This window comes from Collinsella sp. i06-0019-1H4 (genome assembly GCF_042849575.1).
Lineage (GTDB): Bacteria > Actinomycetota > Coriobacteriia > Coriobacteriales > Coriobacteriaceae > Collinsella.
In genome coordinates, this window is the sequence record NZ_BAABYB010000001.1 from 190,422 (window position 1) to 214,765 (window position 24,344).

General features: G+C 60.4%; 19 protein-coding genes and 1 pseudogene. 10 read left to right on the plus strand and 10 right to left on the minus strand.

What is annotated here, in order from left to right:
* Positions 1-28: 28 nt before the first annotated feature.
* Positions 29-2,797, minus strand: coding sequence for a magnesium-translocating P-type ATPase (gene mgtA / locus ACGHEN_RS00760; RefSeq protein ID WP_390396534.1), 2,769 nt, complete (start codon positions 2,795-2,797; stop codon positions 29-31).
* 435 nt (positions 2,798-3,232) lie between these two features.
* Here mgtA and pyrE point away from each other — a divergent pair, with 435 nt between their 5' ends.
* A complete protein-coding gene (gene pyrE / locus ACGHEN_RS00765; protein WP_117839940.1) occupies positions 3,233-3,913 on the plus strand; it encodes an orotate phosphoribosyltransferase in 681 nt (226 codons plus the stop codon).
* A 374-nt stretch (positions 3,914-4,287) separates the two neighbouring features.
* Positions 4,288-4,908, plus strand: coding sequence for a helix-turn-helix domain-containing protein (locus tag ACGHEN_RS00770; protein ID WP_055250846.1), 621 nt, complete (start codon positions 4,288-4,290; stop codon positions 4,906-4,908).
* Between the two features lie 143 nt (positions 4,909-5,051).
* Here ACGHEN_RS00770 and ACGHEN_RS00775 read toward each other — a convergent pair whose 3' ends face one another.
* Positions 5,052-5,906 (minus strand): MurR/RpiR family transcriptional regulator, encoded by an 855-nt coding sequence (locus ACGHEN_RS00775; RefSeq protein ID WP_117773707.1) that lies wholly within the window; start codon positions 5,904-5,906, stop codon positions 5,052-5,054.
* 166 nt (positions 5,907-6,072) lie between these two features.
* Positions 6,073-8,664, minus strand: coding sequence for a hypothetical protein (locus tag ACGHEN_RS00780; RefSeq protein WP_390396538.1), 2,592 nt, complete (start codon positions 8,662-8,664; stop codon positions 6,073-6,075).
* A gap of 114 nt (positions 8,665-8,778) precedes the next feature.
* Here ACGHEN_RS00780 and ACGHEN_RS00785 point away from each other — a divergent pair, with 114 nt between their 5' ends.
* The 8 genes and pseudogenes from ACGHEN_RS00785 to ACGHEN_RS00820 all read left to right on the plus strand — a co-directional run bounded on the left by ACGHEN_RS00785 (position 8,779) and on the right by ACGHEN_RS00820 (position 17,222).
* A complete protein-coding gene (locus ACGHEN_RS00785; RefSeq protein WP_390396540.1) occupies positions 8,779-9,771 on the plus strand; it encodes a helix-turn-helix domain-containing protein in 993 nt (330 codons plus the stop codon).
* 167 nt (positions 9,772-9,938) lie between these two features.
* Entirely contained in the window at positions 9,939-11,387 is a 1,449-nt protein-coding gene (locus ACGHEN_RS00790; RefSeq protein ID WP_390396542.1) for a glycoside hydrolase family 1 protein, read from the plus strand.
* A 307-nt stretch (positions 11,388-11,694) separates the two neighbouring features.
* A pseudogene (locus ACGHEN_RS00795) lies at positions 11,695-11,913 on the plus strand (HAD hydrolase family protein); the annotation flags it as partial.
* Between the two features lie 296 nt (positions 11,914-12,209).
* Positions 12,210-12,461: an HAD hydrolase family protein gene (locus ACGHEN_RS00800; protein ID WP_390396545.1), complete on the plus strand. Its 252-nt coding sequence runs from the start codon at positions 12,210-12,212 to the stop codon at positions 12,459-12,461.
* Positions 12,462-12,600: 139 nt separating this feature from the next.
* Positions 12,601-13,137, plus strand: coding sequence for a PTS glucose transporter subunit IIA (locus tag ACGHEN_RS00805; RefSeq protein ID WP_390396548.1), 537 nt, complete (start codon positions 12,601-12,603; stop codon positions 13,135-13,137).
* 326 nt (positions 13,138-13,463) lie between these two features.
* Positions 13,464-14,207, plus strand: a complete 744-nt coding sequence (locus ACGHEN_RS00810; RefSeq protein WP_390396551.1) for a hypothetical protein — start codon at positions 13,464-13,466, stop codon at positions 14,205-14,207.
* Positions 14,208-14,558: 351 nt separating this feature from the next.
* On the plus strand, positions 14,559-15,116 hold the full coding sequence (locus tag ACGHEN_RS00815) for a hypothetical protein (RefSeq protein WP_390396554.1): 558 nt from the start codon (positions 14,559-14,561) through the stop codon (positions 15,114-15,116).
* A gap of 432 nt (positions 15,117-15,548) precedes the next feature.
* Positions 15,549-17,222 carry an RNA-binding domain-containing protein gene (locus tag ACGHEN_RS00820; protein WP_390396557.1) on the plus strand — a complete coding sequence of 558 codons (1,674 nt, stop codon included), beginning with the start codon at positions 15,549-15,551 and terminating at the stop codon, positions 17,220-17,222.
* Positions 17,223-17,562: 340 nt separating this feature from the next.
* On the opposite strand, the gene ACGHEN_RS00825 is transcribed toward ACGHEN_RS00820, so the two are convergent.
* The 7 genes from ACGHEN_RS00825 to ACGHEN_RS00855 form a co-directional block, all read right to left on the minus strand.
* On the minus strand, positions 17,563-18,231 hold the full coding sequence (locus tag ACGHEN_RS00825; protein ID WP_390396560.1) for an HAD family hydrolase: 669 nt from the start codon (positions 18,229-18,231) through the stop codon (positions 17,563-17,565).
* 105 nt (positions 18,232-18,336) lie between these two features.
* A complete protein-coding gene (hypE, locus tag ACGHEN_RS00830) occupies positions 18,337-19,371 on the minus strand; it encodes a hydrogenase expression/formation protein HypE (protein WP_390396563.1) in 1,035 nt (344 codons plus the stop codon).
* A gap of 84 nt (positions 19,372-19,455) precedes the next feature.
* Positions 19,456-20,568, minus strand: a complete 1,113-nt coding sequence (gene hypD, locus ACGHEN_RS00835; RefSeq protein WP_390396566.1) for a hydrogenase formation protein HypD — start codon at positions 20,566-20,568, stop codon at positions 19,456-19,458.
* Complete coding sequence (locus ACGHEN_RS00840) at positions 20,568-20,828, minus strand: HypC/HybG/HupF family hydrogenase formation chaperone (RefSeq protein ID WP_390396568.1); 261 nt, start codon at positions 20,826-20,828, stop codon at positions 20,568-20,570. The genes hypD and ACGHEN_RS00840 overlap by 1 nt, the downstream gene beginning before the upstream one ends.
* Before the next feature lie 131 nt (positions 20,829-20,959).
* The gene (hypF, locus tag ACGHEN_RS00845) at positions 20,960-23,425 is read right to left on the minus strand and encodes a carbamoyltransferase HypF (RefSeq protein WP_390396571.1); all 2,466 of its coding nucleotides are present in this window, start codon (positions 23,423-23,425) and stop codon (positions 20,960-20,962) included.
* 58 nt (positions 23,426-23,483) lie between these two features.
* Positions 23,484-23,978 (minus strand): nickel-responsive transcriptional regulator NikR, encoded by a 495-nt coding sequence (nikR, locus tag ACGHEN_RS00850; protein WP_390396573.1) that lies wholly within the window; start codon positions 23,976-23,978, stop codon positions 23,484-23,486.
* A 1-nt stretch (position 23,979) separates the two neighbouring features.
* A complete protein-coding gene (locus tag ACGHEN_RS00855; RefSeq protein ID WP_117564540.1) occupies positions 23,980-24,228 on the minus strand; it encodes a hypothetical protein in 249 nt (82 codons plus the stop codon).
* Between the last annotated feature and the right edge of the window lie 116 nt (positions 24,229-24,344).

The window sequence follows — 24,344 nt, forward strand, 5'->3', positions numbered from 1 at the left end:
TGATGGGTCGAGCGTCACAACTCGTGCGTTACAGCAACTCGCCGTGGCGGGCGATGTAGCGGCGCTTGGCCAGTTGGGTGAGCGCGATGTAGGCGGCGACAATGCCGATGAGCAGCGCGAAGAAGATTGGCGGCAGCGGCATGAGACCCAGCGCATCGGCGATGGGGCTTGCCGGCAGCCAGGTGACGAGCACCAGGCCCAGCACGGTGAGGAGGCACAGCGCGGGCGCGGCGTGGTCGCGCGGGCGTGGCAGGCGCGGGGAGCGCAGCATGTGGACCACGAGCGTCTGCGACCACATGGACTCGACAAACCAACCGCTCTGGAAGAGCGCCGTAAAGGCCGCCATGCCTGCGACGTCGCCTATAGCGGCAAGCTCTGCCCAGCTTGCGCCCACGGCGGCGGGGCACACCACAAAGAAGAGCGCGGCGAAAGTCACGATATCAAACAGTGAGCTCACGGGACCCAACTCGAGCATAAAGCCCTTAATGGACGCGGCATCCCAGGCGCGCGGACGGGCAGTCCAGGCGTCATCGACGGTGTCCCACGGCAGCGCGATGCACACGATCTCGTAGACCAGCGACAGCAGCACCAACTGCAGAGCGCTCATGGGCAAGAATGGCAAGAACAGGCTCGCGACGGTCACGGATAGCACGTTGCCAAAGTTGGAGCTCACCGTGGTCTTGAGGTACTTGAGCAGGTTGCCGTAGGTGCGGCGGCCTTCGATGATGCCGCGCTCGAGCACGCCTAGGTCCTTCTGAAGCAAGATGATATCGGCAGATTCCTTGGCGATGTCGACGGCCGAATCGACCGAGATGCCGCAGTCGCTCGCACGCATGGCGGCGGCGTCGTTGATGCCGTCGCCCATAAAGCCCACAGTGTGGTCGAGCAGCTCGCGCATGACGCGCACCAGGCGCGCCTTCTGCAGTGGCGAGAGCTTGGCGAAGAGGGGGGTGTGCTCGGCGCGCTCGGCAAGCTCGGCATCGTCGAGCGCATCGATCTCGGAGCCCAGCAAGACGTTGCTCGCGTCGATACCGATCTGCTCGCAGATGGTGGCGGCGACACGGTCGTTATCGCCGGTCAGGACCTTAACGGCGACGCCCTTGGCCTCGAGGGTGGCGACGGCGCCCGTGGCACTTGCTTTGGGCGGATCGAGGAAGGCCAAAAAGCCCATCAGCACCATGTCGCACTCGTCGGCGATGCCAAATTCGCCCACGCAGCGCGGATTGGTCTTCTGCGCCACGGCAATCACGCGCAGGCCCTCGGCGTTGAGCCCGGCGACCTGCTTGCGAATCTGGGCGAGCTTATCTTCGGTGAACGGCTGGGCGGCGCCGTCGACCTCGACAAAGGAGCAGATCTCGAGCATTTCCTCGGCAGCTCCCTTGGTGACCATCTGGGTTTTGCCCTGGGCGTCGGCGACAACTACGCTCAGGCGACGGCGCGAGAAATCGAAGGGCACTTCGTCGACCTTGATATAGCGGTCGCGCAGGCTCTGGCCCAGCATGGAATCGGGCGCCACGCTCGAGGGCGTCACGTCGGCACGGTCGATGACGGCCAGGTCGATAAGGTTTTTGAGGCCGGTCTGGAAGAAGCTGTTCAAAAACGCATGGCGCAGCACGCGCGCATCCTCGTTGCCGTCGGTGTTGAGGTAGCGCTCGAGCACGATGCGGTCTTCGGTGAGGGTGCCGGTCTTGTCGCAGCACAGGACATCCATCGCGCCGAGGTTTTGGATCGCCGGCAGTTCCTTGACGATAACCTGGCGACGGGCGAGGTCCTTGGCGCCCTGCGACAGGCTTGTGGTCACGATGACGGGAAGCATCTGCGGCGTGATGCCCACGGCCACGCTCGCGGCGAACAACAGCGCGTCGATAACGTTGCCCTTGGTGGCGGCGTTGATGGCAAAGACGGCCGGCGTCATAACGAGCATGAGACGTACGAGCAACATGGAGACGCTCGAGACGCCGCGGTCAAACGCGCTCTTCTCGCCGCGTCCGTTGAGCATCTTGGCGATGCCGCCCAGGTAGGTGTCCGAGCCGGTGGCAACGACAAGTGCCAGGGCGGTGCCGTTTTGCACAGAGGTGCCGGTAAAGACGATGTTCTTGCAGGCAGACAGCGGCAACGCGGAGCCATCGGCGCCCTCGACGACCGTGGCGGCAGAGGTCTTCTCGACGGCCTCGCTCTCGCCGGTGAGTGCGGACTCGATCACAAACAGGTCGCGCGCGGTGATGATGCGGGCATCTGCCGGCACCATGTCGCCGGCAGAGAGACGGATCACATCGCCGGGGACGAGCTCGTCGAAGGGGATTTCGAGGCGCTCGTCGTCGCGCAGGGCGCAGCAGGTGTTAGAGACCAGGTCCTTGAGGGCCTCGGCCGCATTGCCGCTGCGGGCTTCCTGGATAAACTTCATGCCGCCCGATACCAGCAACATGATGCCGATGACGATGACCGTGGAGGGGTCGCGCTGCGGCTCGGGCACGGCGAGCACGTCGATGTAGAGCGAGACCAGCGCGAGCGCGGCGAGGATGCCGGCGAAGGGGTCAACGAATGCGTCGGCGATGCGGCGCACAAGCGTCTTGGTCGGCGCCTCGATGGTGTTGGGGCCGACGGCGTTCAGGCGCTCGGCGGCATGCTCGGCAGTGAGTCCGTCGGCCGTGGCGTCGAGCAGCACGAGGGCGTCCTCGGCGCTATGGGTGGCGGCGAATATGATGTTCTTGGACATGCCGGCGCGAGCGGCGGGGCGCGCCGTGCGGCGGCGCTTGGAGATGGCTTCGAGTACCGTGGCGGTTTTGAGCATCAGCATAGGGTCCTCCTTGTTGAAGGGAGTTAGCGTACGTGTCGTATTTGCTTCAAAAAACCTAGATGTCGCTCACGTCATGCTTTCAAACCACCACAAAGGGACAGGCACCTTTGTGGTGGTTTTGACGATCGGTTAGTGGCGCTTATGCGTGCGCGGAATCCTCGCGGCGTGCCGAGGGCGACATGCAGGTTTTTCGACTATGGCTGCCTTCCATGGCACACCCCCTTAAGGCCGGGCGCGGCGCGCTTTGGGTATCTCGTACCCGTTTTAATCCGCCCGTATTTTTGATGAGGGGGTTTGCCGTGTCAACCCCTTTGTTTGGAAAACCATTGCCCCTGACAAAGCCTTTACAGAATGCTGAGGCCCCAAAGCGCGCCCGCAACGCGCCTTGCCTGCGCTAAACTGGAAGACACGTACGCGATTACGAGAGGAGCCCGCATGGAGGCTTACAAGCAAGAGTTCATCAAGTTTATGGTCGAGTCCGATGTTCTTAAGTTCGGCAGCTTTACGCTCAAGAGCGGCCGTCAGTCCCCGTTCTTTATGAACGCCGGCGCTTACGTGACGGGCTATCAGCTCAAGAAGCTGGGCGAGTATTACGCCCAGGCCATTCACGATAACTTTGGCGACGACTTCGACGTGCTGTTTGGACCGGCCTACAAGGGCATTCCGCTGGCCGTCGTGACCGCCATTGCCTACCACGAGCTGTACGGCAAGGAGGTCAAGTACTGCTGTGACCGCAAGGAGGCCAAGGACCACGGTGCCGACAAGGGCAACCTTTTGGGCTATGAGCCCCAGGACGGCGACCGCGTGATTATGGTCGAGGATGTCACCACCTCCGGCAAGTCCATCGACGAGACCTACCCCAAGGTCAAGGCTGCTGCCGATGTCGAGATCAAGGGCCTTATCGTTTCCCTCAACCGCATGGAGGTCGGCAAGGGTGGCGTGACCACCGCGCAGAAGGAGATCGAGGCCAAGTACGGTTTCCCCGTCGCGAGCATCGTCTCCATGGCCGAGGTCGTCGAGACCCTCTACAACCACGAGATCGACGGCAAGGTCGTCATCGATGACGAGCTCAAGGCCGCTATCGACGCCTACTACGAGCAGTACGGAGTTAAGTAGGTTACGGCGTTTTACCAAACGCCGTAACCGGCCGACGCTGCGCGGGCCGCATTTGGACAATCTGACGTTCAACTTCAAGGGCGCGACCAGAAGGTCAGCGCCCTTTCGTTTCACGTCACCTTGTCTCAAATGCGGCCCGCTCGCTGTCGTTGCCAAGACATCGGCACTCCCGTTGCTGGCGATGCGGCATCTGGGGACACTCCTGATGTAGTCATTGGGGACGTTCTTAAATGACTACTTAGGATGAGCGTCCAAAATCCGCGCTCGTTCGATTGGCGCATGTCTACGCAGCGTAGGTTGTCGAGCCTGGCCTTCAAATGGATACTGACTGTCGAACCGGTTCACTCCATTTCTTCAATTTGATTGGACAGCCCATGAACCAGACACGGCAAACCAATGCCTCCCATACTTTTTTGGCAGCGCATGCCATCAAGCAGCTGCGCGAAGAGCGCGGCCTCACCCAGCGCGCCCTGGCGGAAAGCCTTGGCGTGACCGATAAAGCCGTCAGCAAGTGGGAATCCGGCCGCGGCCTTCCCGACATTTCCCTCGTTGAGCCTTTGGCCCAGAGACTCGGCATAAGCGTGGCTGAGCTTTTGGCTGGTGACATTCGGGCCAACGCCAACCGTGCAGGCAATATGCTCAAAGGCGTCTTTTACGTTTGCCCTATCTGCGGAAACGTTGTGCACGCGCTCGGAGAAGGCAGCTTTAGCTGCTGTGGCTCCACGATGTTTCCCCAGGAGGCCGAAGAGCCGGACGCGGACCACGCCTTTTCCATCGAGCGCATCGAGGACGATTGGTACGTCACGCTCGATCATCCCATGACCAAGGATCACTACATTAGCTTTGTGGCATATGCGACTATGGACGGCATCTGCTTTAAGAAGCTCTATCCAGAGCAATCGGTGCAGCCGCGCTTCCATATTACCGGGCGCGGCAGGATATATCTTTACTGCAACCAACACGGACTCTTTACGTCGCTGACGCCTCGCAAATAACGGCTGTCTATCCGCCCTCCTCATGCGTTCCCGGGGGACCCAAAATGAGCGTGGATAATCTCCCGGTTTTGGCCTGTGTGCGGGCTCAAAGTGGGAGATTATCCACGCTCGTTATCTGAGTGTCCAAAAATCCACGCTCGTCGCTACTTGAGTCCGGGCAGGCGGGTGTAGGGGAACGAGCGCTCTAAGAACTCGGAGCAGCGGGCGTAATCTTTGGCAAAGTAGCTGCTATAGAGCGAATCGAGTACGTATTGCACGGCGATATGGCTGGCGAACTGCGTGATGCGGTGCGTCATGCTCTCGTGGTCGCTTACCGTGAGATAGGCGGCAAAGCCGGGGTGAATGCGGGCGCAGTACGGCGTGCCGATGACGATGACCGGGACATGTCGACTGCTAAGGATCGGCAAGATCTCCTTGAGGTTGGGGGCAAGGCCGCTGTAGGAGATGATGATTGCCACATGGTCGGGACCCGAGGCGAGTGCCGTGCGCACCTGCGCCTCGACGCTGTCGTGGCACGTCGCGCTTTTGCCGGCGGAAAGCAGGCGATCGCGGAACATTCCCGCTGGATACAGGTTATGCGAGCCCGTGTAGATGTCCACGGTGCCGGCGCGCATGATGAGCTTGGCGGCGTGGTCGAGCTGTGCAGGGTCGAGCAGCTCCTGCGTTTCGGCCAAGGTGGTCTGGTAGAGCCCCTCCATGCGCTCCATCACCTGCGCAGGGGTGGAGGTGGCATCGAAGGGAAAGTTGATGTCCACGTCGCGCCGGTTGCCCGCCTCGGTCGCCTGGCGGATGAGCTCGACCTTGAGGTCTTTGAAGCCCTCGAGGCCGAGCTTTTTGCAAAAGCGGTGAACGCTCGCGACCGAAACGTTGGCGCGCGCGGCAAATTCCTTAATGGAAAGCCCGCGCACATCCTCGCCCATGGCGAGGGCCGTTCGCCCAAGTTGTTGCTCGGTGGGGGTGAGGCTTTTGCCCTGCGTGATCTTCCGCCTGATATCCATATGGCTCCTATGCGTTTGCGTCGCGATAAACCAATCATAGCGATAAATAAAACGTTCGGCTTGGCTGGGAGTTTTGGTCCGCCGGTCTATGAACGACGGACCGCTCGACGCTGTGCGGGCTCAACATAGGGGCGCTGTCCTTGTTGGGCCGTTTGCGCCCGGGGCGTTACCCGAGCACGCGTACGGGCCCCAAGAGACCGCTGGGCTCGGAGGGCTCGGTCATGCCGAACACGTCGGGGACGGCGTGGTCGAGGGTGTTGATGATGTCAATCGTGAGCGCGTGCTCACCGGCTAAAAGTGCGGCGGCCTCAAAGCGGTAAGGCGGACAGATGCGGGTGCCGAGGGATTTGCCGTCGAGGGTGACGGTTGCGGTCTCAAAGACCTCCCCAAGGTCGATGACAGCGCGGCTGGCCGCTTCGCCCAGGACAAAGGAAGCCTGGTAGCGGAATGTGCCGGCCTTGCCGGGGAACTCGGCCGAGGAAAGGTCGTGCAGGTCTGCAAGCTCAACAGACTCGCCAAAGGCATCGGTGCCAGGGGCAGAGAAGGCAACCGCCCAGGGCCCGTCGACGCATGTGGCTTCGTCTTCGGCGGTTGCCACAGCAACGGAACCTGTAGCCCCAAGGACCACGATGCAGCTCTCGTAGGGAGCCAGCTCGAGCGTGCCGTCAAAGGCGGCGGGCTCGGTGCCGTTGAGCAGATCGAGGCGCGCGCCTGCAACGGGTGTGCCGTCGGCAAGCGCAATCTGAGTGGAGATACCCTGCTTGGGATGCTCGTTGACGAGCATCAGATAGGTCTCGCCCGCCCGCTCGTAGCGCAGTGCGCGCAGCCAGGGCTGGGGCTCGGCGCAAACCACGGTCTGCATGCCGGTGTTGGCAAGTGTGTCTGCGAGCTCGGTGGTCGCCAGGAGCTTGATGCCGGCGACCGCGGCTGCATCCAGGGAGGCAAAGCCCTCGCGACCTGCAGTGTCACCGTCGTAGCGCTTGTTCGGCAACTCATCCAGCGCGTACACGGCAACACCTGCGGCTGCGGCACGCGCGGCAAAGTCGAGCACGGCTTCGCCGACAAACTCGGCTCCGGGCATCACCAGGCAGCGGTATGCCTGGCCGTTCACGCTAAAGCCGCTACCGTCTGCGGCAATTTCAACGGCATAGCGCCCTGCGTCCTCAAATGCCTCTGCCGGCACGATGTCAAAGTCGACCTGCGCGCGCATAAGCTCGGAGCCGGCTTGCTGCATAAAGTTCGCCTCGCCTGCCCACTCGGCGTCCGCATGGTAGAGAAGCGCCACCGGGGTCGTTGCGCGCCCGCCGCTCAGCAGGCTCGCCGTACGGTTCATGTAGCTCATAAGCTGCCCAAAGTGTGCAAACTGGGGGTTTTGGCCATGCGCATAGAAATGCGGCGGGCAGTCCCAGTCGGGGAAGGCGGCCATGCTAAAGGCATGCGGCACAAACCAATTGACGCCGCGCACCAAAAAATGATCGGCGATCCACTTCATCTCGCGTAGGCCTTCGTGCCATCCAAATGCGCCAAAGACCTCGGCCATGCAGCGCCCCTGCTTTTTGGGGTCGAGGTGTGCTGCCGAGGAGCCCAGCTTGGGCAGCACGTAGTTATAGAACTCGAGGTCCCACACGCCGCGTCCGTAGCTGTGAAGGCCGCGGTCCATGCCGGGTACCAGCTGGTTGATCACGATGTCGACGCCCGCCATGTCCTGACCGCCCACGGCGCGGAAGTAGTGCCCGGCGCCCACGCCCAGGCGCGCGTGGCAGTCCTTGTCCTCGATAACGTGGCCGATGTACTGCACGCCGCGCGCGCGGCACCAGTCTCCGAGCTGGTCGCAGAAGCACTCCTTATAGAGGGTGCTCGCGATGTCCATATAGACGTGGCGTACGTGCGCGCCGGCCGGCTCGCGGTCCCACAGGTGCGGGAGCTCGGCCAGGTAGCGCTCGCCCAGTGCCGCGCGCAGGCGACGCTCAAGCTCGGCCGACCAGGGTAGGGGCGCGGTGGCCTTGCCGATGAGCGTGTCCGAGATGCCATCGGGGCCCGTGGTGCCCTTCTCGTTGGCAAATCCGGGCTCATCGGAGAAAAAGCCCAAGATGGTCTTGCCAAACTCATCGCCCAGATGCTCAAAATGCGGCTCGTAGACAGCATCGATGAGCTGCGCCACCGAGGCGCGGTCGACCATATTGATGTAGTCCTCGTTGTAGGAGGTCTTGCCGCTCGTGAACATCACGCATGCCTGCGTGAGGCCCGCAGGTGCATCGAAGACCAGGCGGCTGGGGTTGCCGTCTGCATCGTCGATTACTCGGTAAGCGACGTCGACGGGGCTGCCGTCCTGCATAAATGTCACGCCGTAGAAGCGCTCCGTTTTGTCGAGCATGTTGGCGAGCGCGATGCTCGCGGCGGACGTGGGGCCCACGATGTCGAACGTGCGGTGCGTGAGCACGATCTTGCGGAGCTCGGGCACGGCCTCCTTGACGGCGCCGTTGGCAAAGCCCGTGGGGAAGTGCGCGTCGTCCAAGATCCAGAGCTTAAGGCCCAGCTGCTTGCACTCGTCAATGACAAAGCGCAAGTCGCGCCACCAGCCTTCGCCGCAAAAATCGGGGTGTGGGCGGCTTTCGAGACAGACCTCGTGGATGTCGGCGCCGGCGATCTTTTCCAGATACTCGGCAATGGTCTTATGGCTCTCGCCCTTCATCCACAAAAACGGAAGCACGTGGTTGTCGTATGTGCCCTCGAGCACCTGCTGATAGTACGCGGTCATGGATCCTCCTTGGCTCGATCGATCTGCTGCATAGCACAGATTATGGACGCGTCGGCGCGTTCTGCTAATATCTGAATCACGACGAACTATGACCAAATCAACGATTGGCAAGCCATGGAGATCGACGAGCTCGAGCGTGGGCTCAGCGAACTGAGCACCAGTGAGATCGCTTATAAAGACGGCATGGCATTTGATTGGTCGATTATGACCGAGCATGTCGAAATCGACGGATGCCCAGTGCGCAAGATTGGGCAGCCAGGGTTTGCCTATGCCCAGCCCGGCATGCCGCGTGGCCTGACGATAAGGAAAAACTCGCGCTTTAATGCAGTTCCCGAGCACGTGCATGATTACGTGGAGCTGAGCTATGTGTATCGCGGACGCTGCCCGCAGACGGTGGCGGGGGAGAGGCTCGAGCTGGGCCGCAACGAGGTGCTTTTGCTCGACGCCCTCTGCCCGCATGCCGTGGCGGCGCTTGGTGAGGACGACATCATGCTAAGCATGACCGTTTCACGCTCTTTTTTGCGCCGGAGTCTCGAGTCGAGCCTCTCGCGCGAGAGCGCGGTCTCGCGGTTTTTGTTCAACGCGCTCAACAGCGAGACGGACCATCGGGGCCATGTCCGTTTTCATTGCGGCGAGAGCCGTCGGATTCGGCGCTACATGCAGGAGATGCTCTGCGAGCTGTACGACCCGAGCCCCAACGGTCCCGAGATCGTCTTGCGTCTGTTTCAGCTGTTTTTGGCCGAGCTCATGGATTGCTACGAGCGCGAGCTGGTGCGCGGCGCGGCGGACGGCGCGGCGGGGCCCACTGCCCTGGTGACGGGAATGCTCGGCTATATCGATCGCGAATTCGCCGCGTGCTCCCTCGAGGGGATGGCGGCGGAGTTTGGCTTGAGCCCTAATTATGCGACGGCGCTCCTCAAGCGGCATGTGAGCAAGACCTTTAGGCAGCTTGTGCAGGAGCGACGCCTGGTACGTGCGGCCGAGCTTCTGTGCGGCGGCGCCACGGCCGGGGCGGCTGCGCATGCGGTGGGCTATGAAAACATGAGCTTCTTCTACCGTAAGTTTCACGACAAGTATGGCTGCACCCCCGCGGCATACCGCCGGTAAGCGCGGAGCGGATCGTCTTCGCTCCTTCGGTGTCAAAAAGTTTCAGCTGCAGCGCTGTTGCAGCGCGCGTCTGCGAAAAGAAGTGTCGGGTTTGGCACCCCTGCCCCTGCCTGTCGCGTGCGTGGGCGATACTCGGCTTATCGACCCGCAATGCAAAGGAGATGCTCATGGCAAACATCAAGTTCCCCGAGGGTTTCTATTGGGGCGGCGCCACGGCCGCCAATCAGTTTGAGGGCGCTTGGAACGTGGACGGCCGCGGTCCTTCCGTCGACGACCATTTCTTGGGCGGCAGCTACAAGGAGCCGCGCCAGATTACGATCGACATCGACCCCAACCGCTTCTACCCCAATCATGACGGCATCGATTTCTACCATCACTACGAGGAGGATATCGCGCTGTTCGCCGAGATGGGCTTTACCATGTTCCGCATGTCCATCTCTTGGAGCCGCATCTTCCCCAACGGCGACGACGCCGAGCCCAACGAGGCCGGCCTCGCCTTCTACGACCGCGTCTTCGACTGCCTGCGCGCTCACAATATCGAGCCGCTCGTGACCCTGTCGCACTACGAGATGCCCTATCACCTGGTCGAGAAATACAACGGCTGGGCGAGCCGCGAGCTCATCGGCTTCTTTGAGAAGTACTGCCAGACCGTCTTCGACCGCTATCAGGACAAGGTCAAGTTCTGGCTCACCTTCAACGAGATCAACTGCGGCACTCAGGACATGGGCAACCTCTTTGAGACCAGCATGATTCAGGGCTTTGAGGGCCCGGCTTCGGCGGTCCATGCTACGCCGCAGGCTCGTATGCAGGCGCTGCATCACCAGTTTGTCGCCAGCGGCCGCGTCGTGCGCTATGCCCACGAGCATTACCCGCAGTTTAAGATGGGCAACATGGACTGCTTCATCCTTTCCTATGCCGCCACGTGCGATCCGGCCGACGTGTTCGCCACGCAGCAGGAGATGAATACCATGAACTGGTACTGCTCCGACGTGCAGGTGCGCGGCAAGTATCCGTTCTATGCCAAGCGCTTCTGGGCCGAGAACGATGTCGAGCTTGTGATGGAGGACGGTGACCTGCAGGATATCGCCGACGGCAAGGTCGATTTCTACACCTTTAGCTACTACATGTCCGGCACCGTGGGCACCCACAAGGATCACGAGATGACCGAGGGCAACATGACCTTTGGCGGCAAGAATCCCTATCTGGAGTCCACCGACTGGGGCTGGCAGATCGATCCGCTGGGTCTGCGCATCGCCCTCAACGAGATTTACGCCCGCTACGAGATTCCGCTGATGGTGGTCGAGAATGGCATGGGCGCCTACGATGAGGTCGAGGAGGACGGCTCCATCCACGACCCGTATCGTATCGCCTACTTGCAGAGCCACGTCAAGGCCATGGGCGAGGCCATTGCCGACGGCGTCGACCTGATCGCCTACACCTGGTGGGGCCCCATCGACCTGGTTTCCGCCGGCACCGGCGAGATGCGCAAGCGCTACGGCTTTATCCACGTCGATAAGTACGACGACGGCACCGGTACCTACGAGCGACGCCGCAAGGACAGCTTCTACGCCTACCAGAAGATCATCAAGTCCAACGGTGCCGAGGGCCTAGAGTAATTAGGTTCCGGCGTTCTACCGAACGCCGGACCTGCCGATGCTGCGCCGGCCCAAGCACCCCATCTCGCCGCTCAAACCGTCGCTCGCGTACAGAAGTACGCGTCGCTCCTCTTTCGCGGCGACCTGGGGCACTTGGAGCCGGCTCGCTGACGTGGGCTCAACCTGAGGGTTTATCACTGCTGTCGCGTCCTGTTTCCATGTAAGAAGTTTTTTCTCGAAGGGAGTTGCCATGTCCGCCGCCAAGGTCATCTTTCTTGATGTTGATGGCACCATCACCAATTACAGCAACGAGGTGCCCCAAAGCGCCATGGCTGCTATCCGTGCCGCGCGCGCAAACGGACACCACGTGTACATGTGCACCGGCCGCAGCAAGGCCGAAAACCCGCCCGAGATCACCAACATCGGCTTCGATGGCATGATCGGCGGCAACGGCAGCTATGTGGAGAGCGACGGCGAGGTGGTGATGCACCAGCTCATCACGGCTGACCAGTGCCGCCATATCGTCGACTGGCTGCACGGTCGTGGCCTCGAGTTTTATCTCGAGAGCAACAACGGCCTGTTTGCAAGTGAGAACTTCCGCGAGGCCGCGCGTCCGGTGCTTAGGACCTATGCCGGTCGCAAGGGCGTGGAGGGCGCCGACGAGCTCGAGACCGACGACGTCATGCACGGGATGGTCTACGGCGCGCCGCTCTACCGCGATGACCTCAATAAGGTGAGCTTTATCCTGTCGAGCTATCAGGACCATCTGGATAGCATCGAGGAGTTCCCGATCTTGAGTGTCACACCTGGGGCGGTGCGGGCGAGACGGCGCTCTTTGGTGACATGGGTGTGCGCGGCATCACCAAGGCGCACGCCGTCAACACGCTGCTCGAGCACCTGGGCGCCGACCGTGCCGATACCGTGGCCTTCGGTGACGCCAAGATCGATATCCCGATGTTCGAAGCGTGCGCGACGAGCGTGGCCATGGGATCGGGCGGCGACGAGTGCAAGGCGGCGGCCGATTACGTGACCACCGACGTCGATGATGACGGCATCTGGAACGCTTTTGTACATCTGGGGCTTATCGAGGATTAATCGACAATATGAGTGCCACCGGGGAAAGCGTTGGGATGGGCTCGCGATTCGAGTCCCCACCTTAGCATTTGAACCATTTGGCACTATAATCACCATAGGCATGCGCACAACGTTGCGCTTAATCAAGAGGAGAAAACGTATGGGTCTGTTTGACATGTTCAAGAAGAAGGCTGAGCCCGCGGCTGCCGCTGCTCCGTCCTCCATCTCTGCTTCTGCCGGCGCCGACGTGCTGTGCTCGCCCGTCAAGGGCAAGGTCATCAAGATGGCCGACGTGCCCGATCCCGTCTTTGGCGGCGAGGTCCTGGGCAAGGGCTGCGCCGTGTGGCCCGAGGACGATCTGGTCTACGCTCCCTGCGACGGCAAGGTGACCGTCACCATGGGTCACGCCGTGGGCCTGCAGTCCGATAGCGGCATCGAGGTTCTGGTGCACGTTGGCGTCGATACCGTCAACATGAACGGCGACGGCTTCGAGGGCTTCGTCAAGGCCGACGACGTCGTGAAGGCCGGCCAGCCCATGCTCAAGATCGACCGTGCCAAGATCGCTGCCGCCGGTTACAAGGACTGCGTCGTCGTGGCCGTGTCCAACACCGCCGAGTTTGCCGATGTCGAACTCGCCGTCGAGGCCGACTCCGCTGTCGCCGCCGGCGATGTCATCGTCAAGGTCGTCCGCAAGTAAGCTGCGGCAACATAAGGATGTGCCAGGGTGGTCGGGTTATCCGACCACCCTTTTTTAATGGCCCGAGCAGGCGCATTTTATTGCAGGGGGCTTGCTTTATGGGCCGTTCGTTCGCCAAATTGAGCCGCTTGCGCTTTTGTGGACTTATGGTCTTGATTTGTTTTCGCCTGTAATCGTTCAACTGTCTATGCGATTAGGGCATTTTTTGTATTGGATGAAAACACTTGCCATGCAAATTCTACCGTTCGCATTTGTTGCTCAATAATTTACCAGTTCCTCCCTGTAGTCTAAGTATGAAATTGCCGCACGCATAGGGGGAGGAATTGATGAATGGCATCTCGAGAAGAAGCTTTCTAGCCGGAATTGCAACATTAGGCCTTGCTGGATGTTCGAGCGAACGCGATAAGATAAGCGGCTCTACGCTAAAACCGAAAAAGGGCACGCTTGAGATTGAAAGTAGTCCACAGAGGTCCGATATCGTAGTAACCATGGACCCTATTTACAACTATCAGGTTGGCCAAAATGGTTGTGACTTTATTACAAAAATCAAAAACACTAGCGACCAAGTTGCTGTCGGCTGGGAAGTTGATGGCATCGCAAAGAAGGCCGACGGTGCGCTATGTGGCACCGTGGCTACTAGAATAGGTAACTGCTGCACTCTTCTTCCGGGGCAAGAAATATGGTATGTCGGTGGAATCAGTAACATAGATGAATTGCCAGCGTCACTTGAGCTCACGATCAGGGTTAATTCCTTTGAGAAAATCACCGAAAAAGACACCTACGAGTTCACGGTGTTAAATGAGCGATTGGAACAGATCGCTACTAATATGTACAGTTTTGATGTCGAAATACAAAATGATTCACCGTATGACTTTGGTCCGGGCACGACACTCATGGGTGTATTGAAGGATGATATGGGAAACGCTGTAAACGGATTTACGGGTGGCTCTGATGTCATTGAAGCGGGCTGTCACACGATAATCTCGGCCAATAGCGGTCTCGATTTGACTGGATCCCCCTATGCGTCGTACGAGTACGGCATTTTGAAGAGCGGTTTTGAATCCTACTAAGCAGATAAAAAACAACAGCGTTTATCAGCTTGCAGCAGCCAACTATGGTTCTTACCCGTAGTTCCATCACAACGGAAAGAATCTCACATGTTTCATGATCGGCGTGAACAGGCGCGTATCGAATATCGCAACATCTGAGCGCTTGGACATTATCCTAGTCAATTGGGATATCATCGCTATTTTGATTTTGTTCCAAACTTGGGGGTCAAGGAATCGCTGGTTCGAATCCAGTCGTTCCGACCAGAAGCTCGCTTTTGCGACGCAGGGGTTTGGGTCGAGCCGCTAATATGGACTCACTGTCACAACGTACGCTGCGCAGGGAACGCAGCGCCGCTTGTTTGGAGGAATGTCATGAAAAAGAAGCTGCTGCTTGTGCCCCTTATGGCTGTAGTGGTTGCATGTGTGTTTGCCCTTTCCGGTTGCGGTAGTCCCACGGTTGAGCAACTTATTAGCGAAGATCTGACTACTCAGCTTGATGAGATTAAAAATAACGACGAATCATTTCTGGACGGCCTGAATAAGGTTGCAGGAAAAGAGTTTAAAAGGGTCGACATCAAAACCGAGGAATATGCCAAGAGCTATCTCGAGGGTTTCGACTATAAAATCGGCAGTATTGTGGTCGATAAGGATAAGGGTACCGCTGCTGCCGAAGTGACTATTACTTGCAAGTCGATGAGTCAAATCCAAGAGAATTTTGCTACCAAATATCAAGAGAAGGTTGCTGCTCTTGATGGATCGCCTTCCGAAGATGAGTTGTACAAGCTTGCCGGCCAGGTGATGGTCGATGTGACCAAGGCTGCCAAGCCCAAGGACACCAAGGTCACCTTTAAGTACTCTGTCAACGATGACAACGAATGGTCAGGGGACGACTCTAATATCTCCGAGATGATGAGCGCTCTGCAAGGGTAGCGCCTTATATGTAGATTATTGCGCGACAAGCAGACCGTTATGCAATAAAGGGAGGGTCGTTGGAACGACCCTCCCTTTATGCTAACTAAAGCCAAGTGTGTCTGCGATATCGGCAAAAGTTATTCTGATGGCAGATGGGACGTTCCTATTCTGCCGGCAGCTGGGGGACATTCCTTGGGTGTGGTTGGTGCATCGAGTGCTTGGGAAAATACGACCCAGTTTTTGGCCGAATAGCGGGTCGCGGTTTCCGGATGGGGCGGGTTGCGGACCATGTGCGTTCGCGCCTTTGTCGAAAACCGCCTTCCAACGCGCTCATCAATGAGGATTGATTGCGAAGCTTGGACATTTATTGGCTTATCTGCCTGCTAATTCATCTCTGTGATAGACTAAATTGCATAAAATTAGTCTATCCACTAGTCTATGGAGAGCGATTTGATTCGACAGCCGTCAGAAATGCCATCTCTTATTCGTGCCCTGCTTGCTGACGTGGAGACCGAGGTGGTTGAGTACAAGGAGGCCAAACAGAGCTTCGACTTTGAGAAACTCGGCAGGTACTTCTCCGCGCTTAGCAACGAAGCGAATCTCCGAAACGCGGAGTGCGGCTGGCTTCTGTTCGGCGTGACCGACAAAAGAGAAATATGTGGCACGGCCTACCGTAAGGAGAAGCGCAGGCCGAGTATCGGTTTGAGAAGCCTCAAGCATAAAATCACTGAGGGTCTCAACAATGGGCTCACATTCGAGGAAATCTACGAGTTTGACCTTGATGGAGAACGCGTTGTCGCGTTCCAGATACCTCCCTGCGAGTTTGCCTCGCCCACGACATGGCGCGGTATTCCGTGGTCGCGGGAAGACTCATCGCTCAAGGAGATGCCGCGCTTCAAGCTTGAAGCCATCTGGGGACAATCCCGTCCCGACTGGTCAAAAGGGGCTTCATTCGAAGCCAATCTCGATGACCTCGATACTGATGCTGTCAAGTTCGCATGCGAGCGCTACATTGACAAGTACGCCGCTAAACAACCTGCCATAACGTCGCTCAGCGAGGAGGAAATGCTCCGAAAGATGGGGTTTCTCGTCCACGGGCACGTCACGAACGCTGCGCTGGTACTCCTTGGTCGGCCCGAGTCAGCCGCCTTCCTCGGCGGGGCGGCGCCAAGGATCACGTGGACGCTTTACTCCTCCGAGGGTCGGGTGGAGGCCTACGAGCACTTCGATCCCCCGTTCATCCTTCAGGTCGATAGGGTACTGGAGAAGATTAGGAACGAGCGTTACCGTTACTTCGACAGCCAGTTGACGCTGTTCCCCACGCTTGCCAACAAGTACGACCCCGAGGTCATTCGCGAGCTGCTGCACAACGCGATCGCTCACCAGGACTACCGGAACTCCGGTAAAATTAACGTGTTGGAATATGAGGATCGCCTCGTGTTCAAGAACGAGGGCTCTTTCATCCCGGGATCTATCGAGAAGGCGATCGAGCCTGGCTACAAGCCTCCGTACTACCGGAATCGCCTGCTCGCGGACGCGATGGTCAAGACGGAGATGATTGACCAGAATGCTATAGGGATCAGGAACGTCTATGAGATTCAGCGCGGCAGGATGCTGCCGCTGCCCACTTACGACCTTTCGGAGCCAAGCCGCGTTTCGGTCACCGTCTATGGCAAGGTCCTCGACGAGGCGTACACGCGACTGCTTGCCTCGGAGCCGGATATGGATCTCGAGACGGTCTTCATGCTCGACCTCGTCCAGAAGGGAAACCCCATCACTCGAGAGCAGGCTAAGACCCTTCGGGGCAGGGGGCTCGTCGAGGGCCGCTACCCGAAGCTCACGCTCTCCTCGAGGGTCGCGGGCATTATTGGCACCCATGAGGAATACGTGAGACAGAAGGGCTTGGACGCGAGCATCTGCAAGGAACTCATCGTGAAGCTTCTGCGTACCCGCTCCTGCACGCGCGCCGAGATAGTGTCAGCCATATCGCATGCGCTACCTGAGGACATGAGTGGCGAACAGCGCAAGAAGCACGTGAGCTATCTTCTCCAAGAACTGCGTAAAGAGCGACGCATTCGGCCTGACGGCGCCCGAGGGGGTGCGAAATGGGTGATAGACGAGTAGACTAGAAGATAGACTAATAGTTTGTATCTCTAGTCTAATTCACGAATGCGTCTGGCCCTATGTGCGTCCCCTGATCGCGTCAGCGTAGTGCAGCAAGGGGCCAGTAGATTCCCTGCACCGGGTGCTCGGGAAAATGCGACCCGGTTTTTTGGCCGAATAGTGGGTCGCCGTTTCCGCATGGGGTAGGTTGCGGAAAGTGCGACCCGGAATATCGCTCCGAAACGGGATGCCGTTTCCCCGACAGGGTTCAACCGGAAAGCGCATCCCGGAATCCGGCGGCAAAACGGGATGCGCTTTCCGCATGAAAGAATCACTACAACCGCGTTGAGCGGCGGCTTCGTTACTCGCCTAGAATCAGCGCCGCGAGCTCTGCCTGGCTGTCCACCACGTAGTCGGCGCCGGCGGCTTCCAGCTCTGCGCGGCCGCGGAAGCCCCAGGTGACACCGGCGCTCTTGAGGCCGGCATTGTGACCGGTCAGGATATCGACATTGGAATCGCCTACATAGAGTGTGGTTGCCGGATCGGCGCCTAGCTCTTTCATCACATGCAGCGTAACAGGCGCCTCGGGCTTGGGAGGAAACGCATCGACTCGGCCCTGCACCAGCGCAATGCGCTCGGAACCAAAGTATTTCTCGATAAGTGGAACCGCCGAGACGTGGTCCTTGTTGGTGAGCACGGCAAGCTGAACGCCCGCGGCGCGTAGGCGGTCGAGCATCTCGATCGTACCGGCGTACGGTGCGGTGTGGTCCTCCTTGTGCTCGCCGTAGTAAGCCCTAAACTCGGCAAGCGTCTGCTCAAACATACGGCCGTCGCCCGCATACTCGGCGGGCATAAAGCGCTCGACCAGCTTGAGCATGCCGTTTCCCACCTTGTAGCGGTACTCGTCTACGGCAAACGTGGGCCAGCCGTGCGTCTCGCAGGTATGGTTGCCGGCGGCCGCCAGGTCCTCGAGCGTGTTGAGGATGGTGCCATCCAGATCAAAGATCACATGGGAAAAAGCTGCTGCCATGGGTGCTCCTGCCGCTTGAGTTGTAAAACGCACCCCATGATACTTGGCATGCGTGCCGGGCATGTTTGGAATCTGAATATCTTTAATAGCCCTGAGCCTTTGTCGTTAGCAAATCCTCGGCAGCTGCTCTCCTACGAGCATGTCGAGGATACGGGTCGAGCCCCAGCCGGTGCGTACGCGCACGGCGGGACGGGCGCCCTCGGCAAGTGGCAGCACGCGACCGACGATGGCGGCATTCTCGCCGTAGCGGGCGGCGCGCATGGCGCTCAGCGCGGCATCGGCTTGCTCGGTCGGCACGACGGCAACCATCTTGCCCTCGTTTGCCACCTGCAGCACATCGTAGCCGAGCATCTCGCAGGCGGCCTGCACGTCGGGGCGCACGGGCACGGCATCCTCGTCGACCTCCATGGCAACGCCGCTGGCCTGCGCAAACTCGTTAAGCGTGGACGCCAGGCCACCGCGCGTGGGGTCGCGGAAGCAGCGTGTGTCGGGTGCTGCGGCAAGCACATCGGCAATCAGGTGGTTGAGCGGCGCGGCATCGCTTTCGATGGTGCTCGAAAACGCCAGGCCCTCGCGTTGGCTCATGATGGCGATGCCGTGGTCGCCGAGTGTACCCGACACCAGGATGATATCGCCAGGCTGGCAGTTGGCGCCGCTGAGCGTCACGCCCGCGGGCACCTCGCCCATGCCGGCGGTATTGATGTAGACGCCGTCGGCCCCGCCGCGCTCGACCACCTTGGTGTCGCCGGTGATAATCTTCACACCCGCCTCGCGCGCCGTCTCGGCCATCGTCTGCACAATTTGGCGGAGCTTATCCATGGGATAGCCCTCTTCGAGGATAAAGCCGCACGACAGGTAGCGCACGTGGGCACCCGAGGTCGCGACGTCGTTGACGGTTCCGCACACGGCGAGGCGGCCGATATTGCCGCCGGGGAAGAACTGCGGCGAGACCACAAAGCTATCGGTCGACATGGCGATACGCCCGCTTGTGGGCAGCGCGGCGACGCCGGCATCGTTGCCCTCGAGCAGCTCGGGCGACCCAAAGGCATCCAAAAAGACCTCATCGATGATGCGTTTCATCATCTGGCCGCCAGAGCCGTGGCCCAACAGGACAGTGCTATCGGTGATGCTATGGGACATATCCAAAACTCCAATCGTGGGTGGAATTATATGGGTGAGGCGCAGCGTCGACCGGCCCGCCGTTCGTTAGAGCGGCGAAACCCATTAGCCTCGGTAGCGGAAATATGCTGCACAGCTGCCCTCGGAGCTCACCATGCAGGGGCCGACGGGATGCTCGGGTGTACAAGCTTGGCCGAACAGAGGGCAGTCGCTCGGCGTAATGGCCCCGCGCAGCACGTCGCCGCAGCGGCACCCACGCGGCTCGACCGTCGTCTCAACGGGCACGTCAAAGCGAGTGCGGGCATCAAAGCGCGAGAACTCGGGGCGGATGGAAAGGCCCGAGTTGGCAATCGGCCCCAGCCCGCGCCACGTGGTGTCGCATGGCTCAAACACCTGCTCGACCAGCTGGCGCGCCACGGGGTTGCCGTCTGCGTTGACGCCACGGCGGTAGGCGTTGTCGATCGCCGGCCTGTTCTCGACAACCATCTGGACCAGCATGCAGATGCCCTGCAGGATATCGACCGGTTCAAATCCCGTGACCACACCCGGGGTATTGAACTCGTCGACCAAAAAGCTAAAGGGCGCCAGGCCCGTGATGGTGGCGACGTGGCCCGGCAGGATAAAGCCGTCGATAGTGGTCTCGGGATCGTTGGCGATGGCGCACAGCGCCGGCGGCGTGGTCTTATGGGCACAGTAGACCGAGAAGTTCTGCAGCCCGCGCGCGTCTGCCTCCAGGATGGCGGCGGCGATGGTAGGCGTCGTGGTCTCAAAGCCGACGCCCATAAAGATGACCGGGCGATCGGGGTTGTGTTCGGCGATATCGAGTGCATCGAGCGGGGAGTACACAATGCGAATATCGCGCCCCGCCGCCTTTTGCGCGGCGAGCGAGGTAGACGACCCGGGCACGCGCATCATGTCGCCAAAGGTGGTGATGATGGCGCCGTCCATCTTGGCGAGCGCGATTGCATGGTCGATATCGCGGTTGGCGGTAACACAGACGGGGCAACCCGGACCGCTCAGCAGTTTGAGCTCGGCAGGCATAATAGAGCGAAAGCCATAGCGACCGATGCTCACGGTGTGCGTGCCGCAGACTTCCATAAGGTTGATGGTGCGGTCGCCGACGAGTCCATGGATGCGTTCGATGAGCTCGCGGGCCAGCTTGGAATCGCGAAATGCCGAAAAGTCGATACCGGAGCGAGCCGGCTGCGCCGCCGCCACTAGTATGCCTCGGCCGGGTTGGTGGCGAGCTGGTCCTCTTCGGCCAGCTCGGTCATGGTGTTGACCAGGTCGAGCGTCTCCTGCGCCTCCTGCTCGTCGACAATCTGAATGCCAAAGCCGGCGTGCACGAGAATATAGTCGCCTACCTGTGCCGTCGGCACGAGGCGCAGCGAAACGGGGCGCTCGATGCCCATCATGTCGACGGTCGCCTTAAGGTCGTCGTCGCGTTTGACCACTTTACCGGGAACGGCAAGGCACATAATGTTCCCCTTTTATACGTTTTGCGCTGGATAGGCGCCTAATTACCCATCAGTTGATGGTAGCGCTCGCGGGAGTCACGAGCAAACGCGTTACACCTGTGAGACGGCGGCGCGCAGGCTGGCAAAACAGCCTATCGCGATGTTGTCTGCGCGAGGCGAGCGCGAGCGATGGCGGCCTGACCGTAGGCGATGCAGCCGTCATTGACGGGTGCGGTGTGGGGGACAAGGACAGTAAGGCCTGCGCTTTTGAGCTCGCGGGTGAGGAACTGAAGCAGGAGTCGGTTCATGAACACGCCGCCCGAGAGCACGACGGTGTCGAGGTCTTCACGGACGCAGATCTCGCTTGCGATGCGGGCCGACGCGCGTGCGATGGTGACATGGAAGTCGAGCGCGAGCTTGCCGGCGGGCACGCCGGTCCTGATTCCCTCCAAAAGCGCCTCAAAAAGCGGCCTGGAGTTCAGAACATGGCAGTCGTCCGGACGGGATGATTCGGTTACGGAAAAGCTGGCCATATTGCCGGTGGGGCAGGCACTTTCACTGCTGAACGCGCGCCAGGCGGCGGCTTCGAGTTCTATGGCGGGTTCGCCCTCGTAGGTTGCCTTGTCGCAGATGCCCAGAATCGCTGCCGCGGCATCAAAGAGACGCCCCATGCTGCTGGTACGCGGGCTGTTGATGCCGCGCTCGATCATGGTGGCTGTCACGCTGCGTGTTTGCTCGTCGAGGGTGCCCAATAGCCCCGCGGCACCCGGATGCTCGAGCAGGCCGAGCTCGCTCAGCAGGGCAAAGGCATTGCGCCGGGCATCGCGCACGGATGCGGCTCCGCCTGGCAGCGCCCAGGTGCGCAGGTGCGCGGCGCGTTCAAAATCGGCAAGGCCGGCGATAAGAAACTCACCGCCCCATATGGTGCCGTCGGTGCCGGCACCCGTACCATCAAAGGCAATACCGAGGACGCGCGCATCGGGCGCAAGCCGGCCAGCGACAATCGCCTCTGCCATTACGCTCGCGATGTGCGCATGATGATGCTGGATTTCGATTAGCGGCAGACTGTGCTCCCGTGCCCGCTCACGCGCCCACTGGCTCGATAGATAGTTGGGATGCATGTCGCATGCCAGGGCGGCAGGCGTCAGGTCAAAGAGGTTTTCTAGACGTGCGCGGGCGGCGCTCCAGGCATCGAAGGTCGCGCCGTTTTCGACATCGCCGATATGCTGCGACACAAAACAGGCCACATGGCCGTCGGCGTCCTCGCGCGTGAGCGCGATCGTGGCTTTTTGCTGCGGCCCGCAGGCGAGCACGCAGGGTGCAGTGCCGTCGAGCGCCGGCAGCGACAACGGTTGCGGCGCATATCCGCGTGCACGACGCACAGGCATGACGGTGCCGTCGACCACACGTACCACGGAGTCGTCGTAGCGTGAGAGAATCGCACGGTCGTTGCCAAGTAGCGCGTCGGCGATGCCGGCGGCAACAAGATGTTCCCATGCAAGGGCATCGTCGGTCTCGATAGGTTCCTCGCTCAGGTTTCCGCTGGTCATGACCAGCGCGTGCATGCCATGCGACGAGGCAGCTGCAAGCAGCAGATGCTGAAGCGGTGTATAGGGGAGCATGGCGCCGAGCTCGGGTAGATCGTGCGCGACGGATGGCGCGAGCGTAAGGCCGTCGGGGGAATCTCCCTCGCCAACAACACGGCGGCGCAGCGGCACAATGGGGCGGATGCTGCCGGCCAGCAAGTCGCGCTCGGCATCATCGACATGGCACAGGCGTTCAGTATCGGCAAGGCTGCGCACCATAACGGCAAGCGGCTTGTTGCTGCGGCGCTTGCGACGGCGCAGCTCGACCACCGCCTGCTCATTGGCGGCGTTGCAGGCCAGATGGAATCCGCCCAGCCCCTTGATGGCGACAATACCGCCGCTGGCCAGCAGCTCGACACAGCGGTCAATAATGGCATCGCTGGTTTCGCGCGTGCTGCCGACGGCCGGCATCGCCCCCAGACCCTCGAGCTCCATGTCGCCCGCCGCCTCGCGCCAGGTAATATGTGGCCCGCAGTCAAAGCAGGCATCGGGCTGCGCATGAAAGCGCCGGTCAAGCGGGTCGCCATACTCTGCGGCGCACTCGGGGCACATAGGAAAGCAATCCATCGACGTGGCCGCTCGGTCATAAGGCAGCGATCGGATGATGGTAAAGCGCGGCCCGCAGTTGGTGCAGTTGATAAAGGGGTAGTGATAGCGTCGGTCGGTGGGGTCGAACAGTTCGCGCAGGCAGTCGTCACAGGTGGCGATATCGGGGGAGATGAGCGTCGTGTGCACGGTCTGATCCTGCGACGCTACAATACGAAAGGCCTGCTCATCGTCGGCATCCCAAGCGTCGGGCTCCAGGTCCTCAACAGCGACATGCTCAACGCGGGCCGCGGCAGGCGCGTGCTCCGACAGCGCGGTGACAAATTCGTCGAGTGCCTCGACTGAAGCATGCGCCTCGATGTGCACGCCATCGCCCGCGTTGAGCACCCAGCCGCAAATGCCATGCGCCATAGCCTCGCGATACACAAATGGCCGCATGCCAACGCCCTGCACAATGCCCGTTACATGGATATGCACATGTCGCATGCGACCTTCCTTCGTTGAAACCTGTCCCTTTTTGGCAGGTGCGCTGTGGGAAATCCCGCTACAGCCCCAGGCTTTGCTTGGTGGCGGCGCAGGTGAGCTCGCCGTGCTTAACGCCGCGCAGCCCCAGCAACCGGTCCACTAGCTCATAGACGCGTTTGCCGCGACCCTTGAGCGCCAGAATCTCCAGGCAGTTGTGGTGGTCCAGATGCACGTGCATGGTCGAGACGATCTCGTCGGTGTAGTCGTGCTGCACCTCGTCCAGACGGCGCGTCAGATCGCCGGTATGGTGGTCATAGATCATGGTGAGCGAACCGATGACCTGCTCGTCGGGCGTGCGCATCTGTTCCTTGGCGATCGAGGCGCGAATCAGATCGCGTACGGCCTCGGATCGGTTAGCCACGTCACCACGGCGCGCGATCTGCTCGTCAAAGCGGCGCAGCAGGTCGTCGGGCGCGGTGACCGAAAAGCGGACCAGCTCGGAGCTGGAGCCGCTGCAGCGGCAGCTCGCATCGTCGTCCACACCGTGATCGTGCGCGTGCTCGTGCTCGGCCACGTTACACCAGTTTCACAGAGCCGACGGAGTTGTGATCTGCCTCGATGGCCTCCTCGTAGCCCTCGAGCGCATCGTGCGCCTCGTGCAGCGCAGACATGGCGGCCTCGAGCTTGGCGCCAATGCGCTCCATATCAAAGTTCTCGGTCGCATGCAGCAGCTGATGGCTCCACTCGTGAGCGAGCTCAATGGTGTCGTCGACCTGCTTGACGCTCATGGCAAGCTGGCTCATGTTCATTCCGACGTCATGCATAGGAATCTCCTTTTGTACGGGGCGATATGGTGGTTCAGATTCTACTACGCCCGCCTTGGGCGCCGCCGCATAAGAAAACGGGCGCGAGTCCGTCTGACCCGCGCCCGTTCACTGGG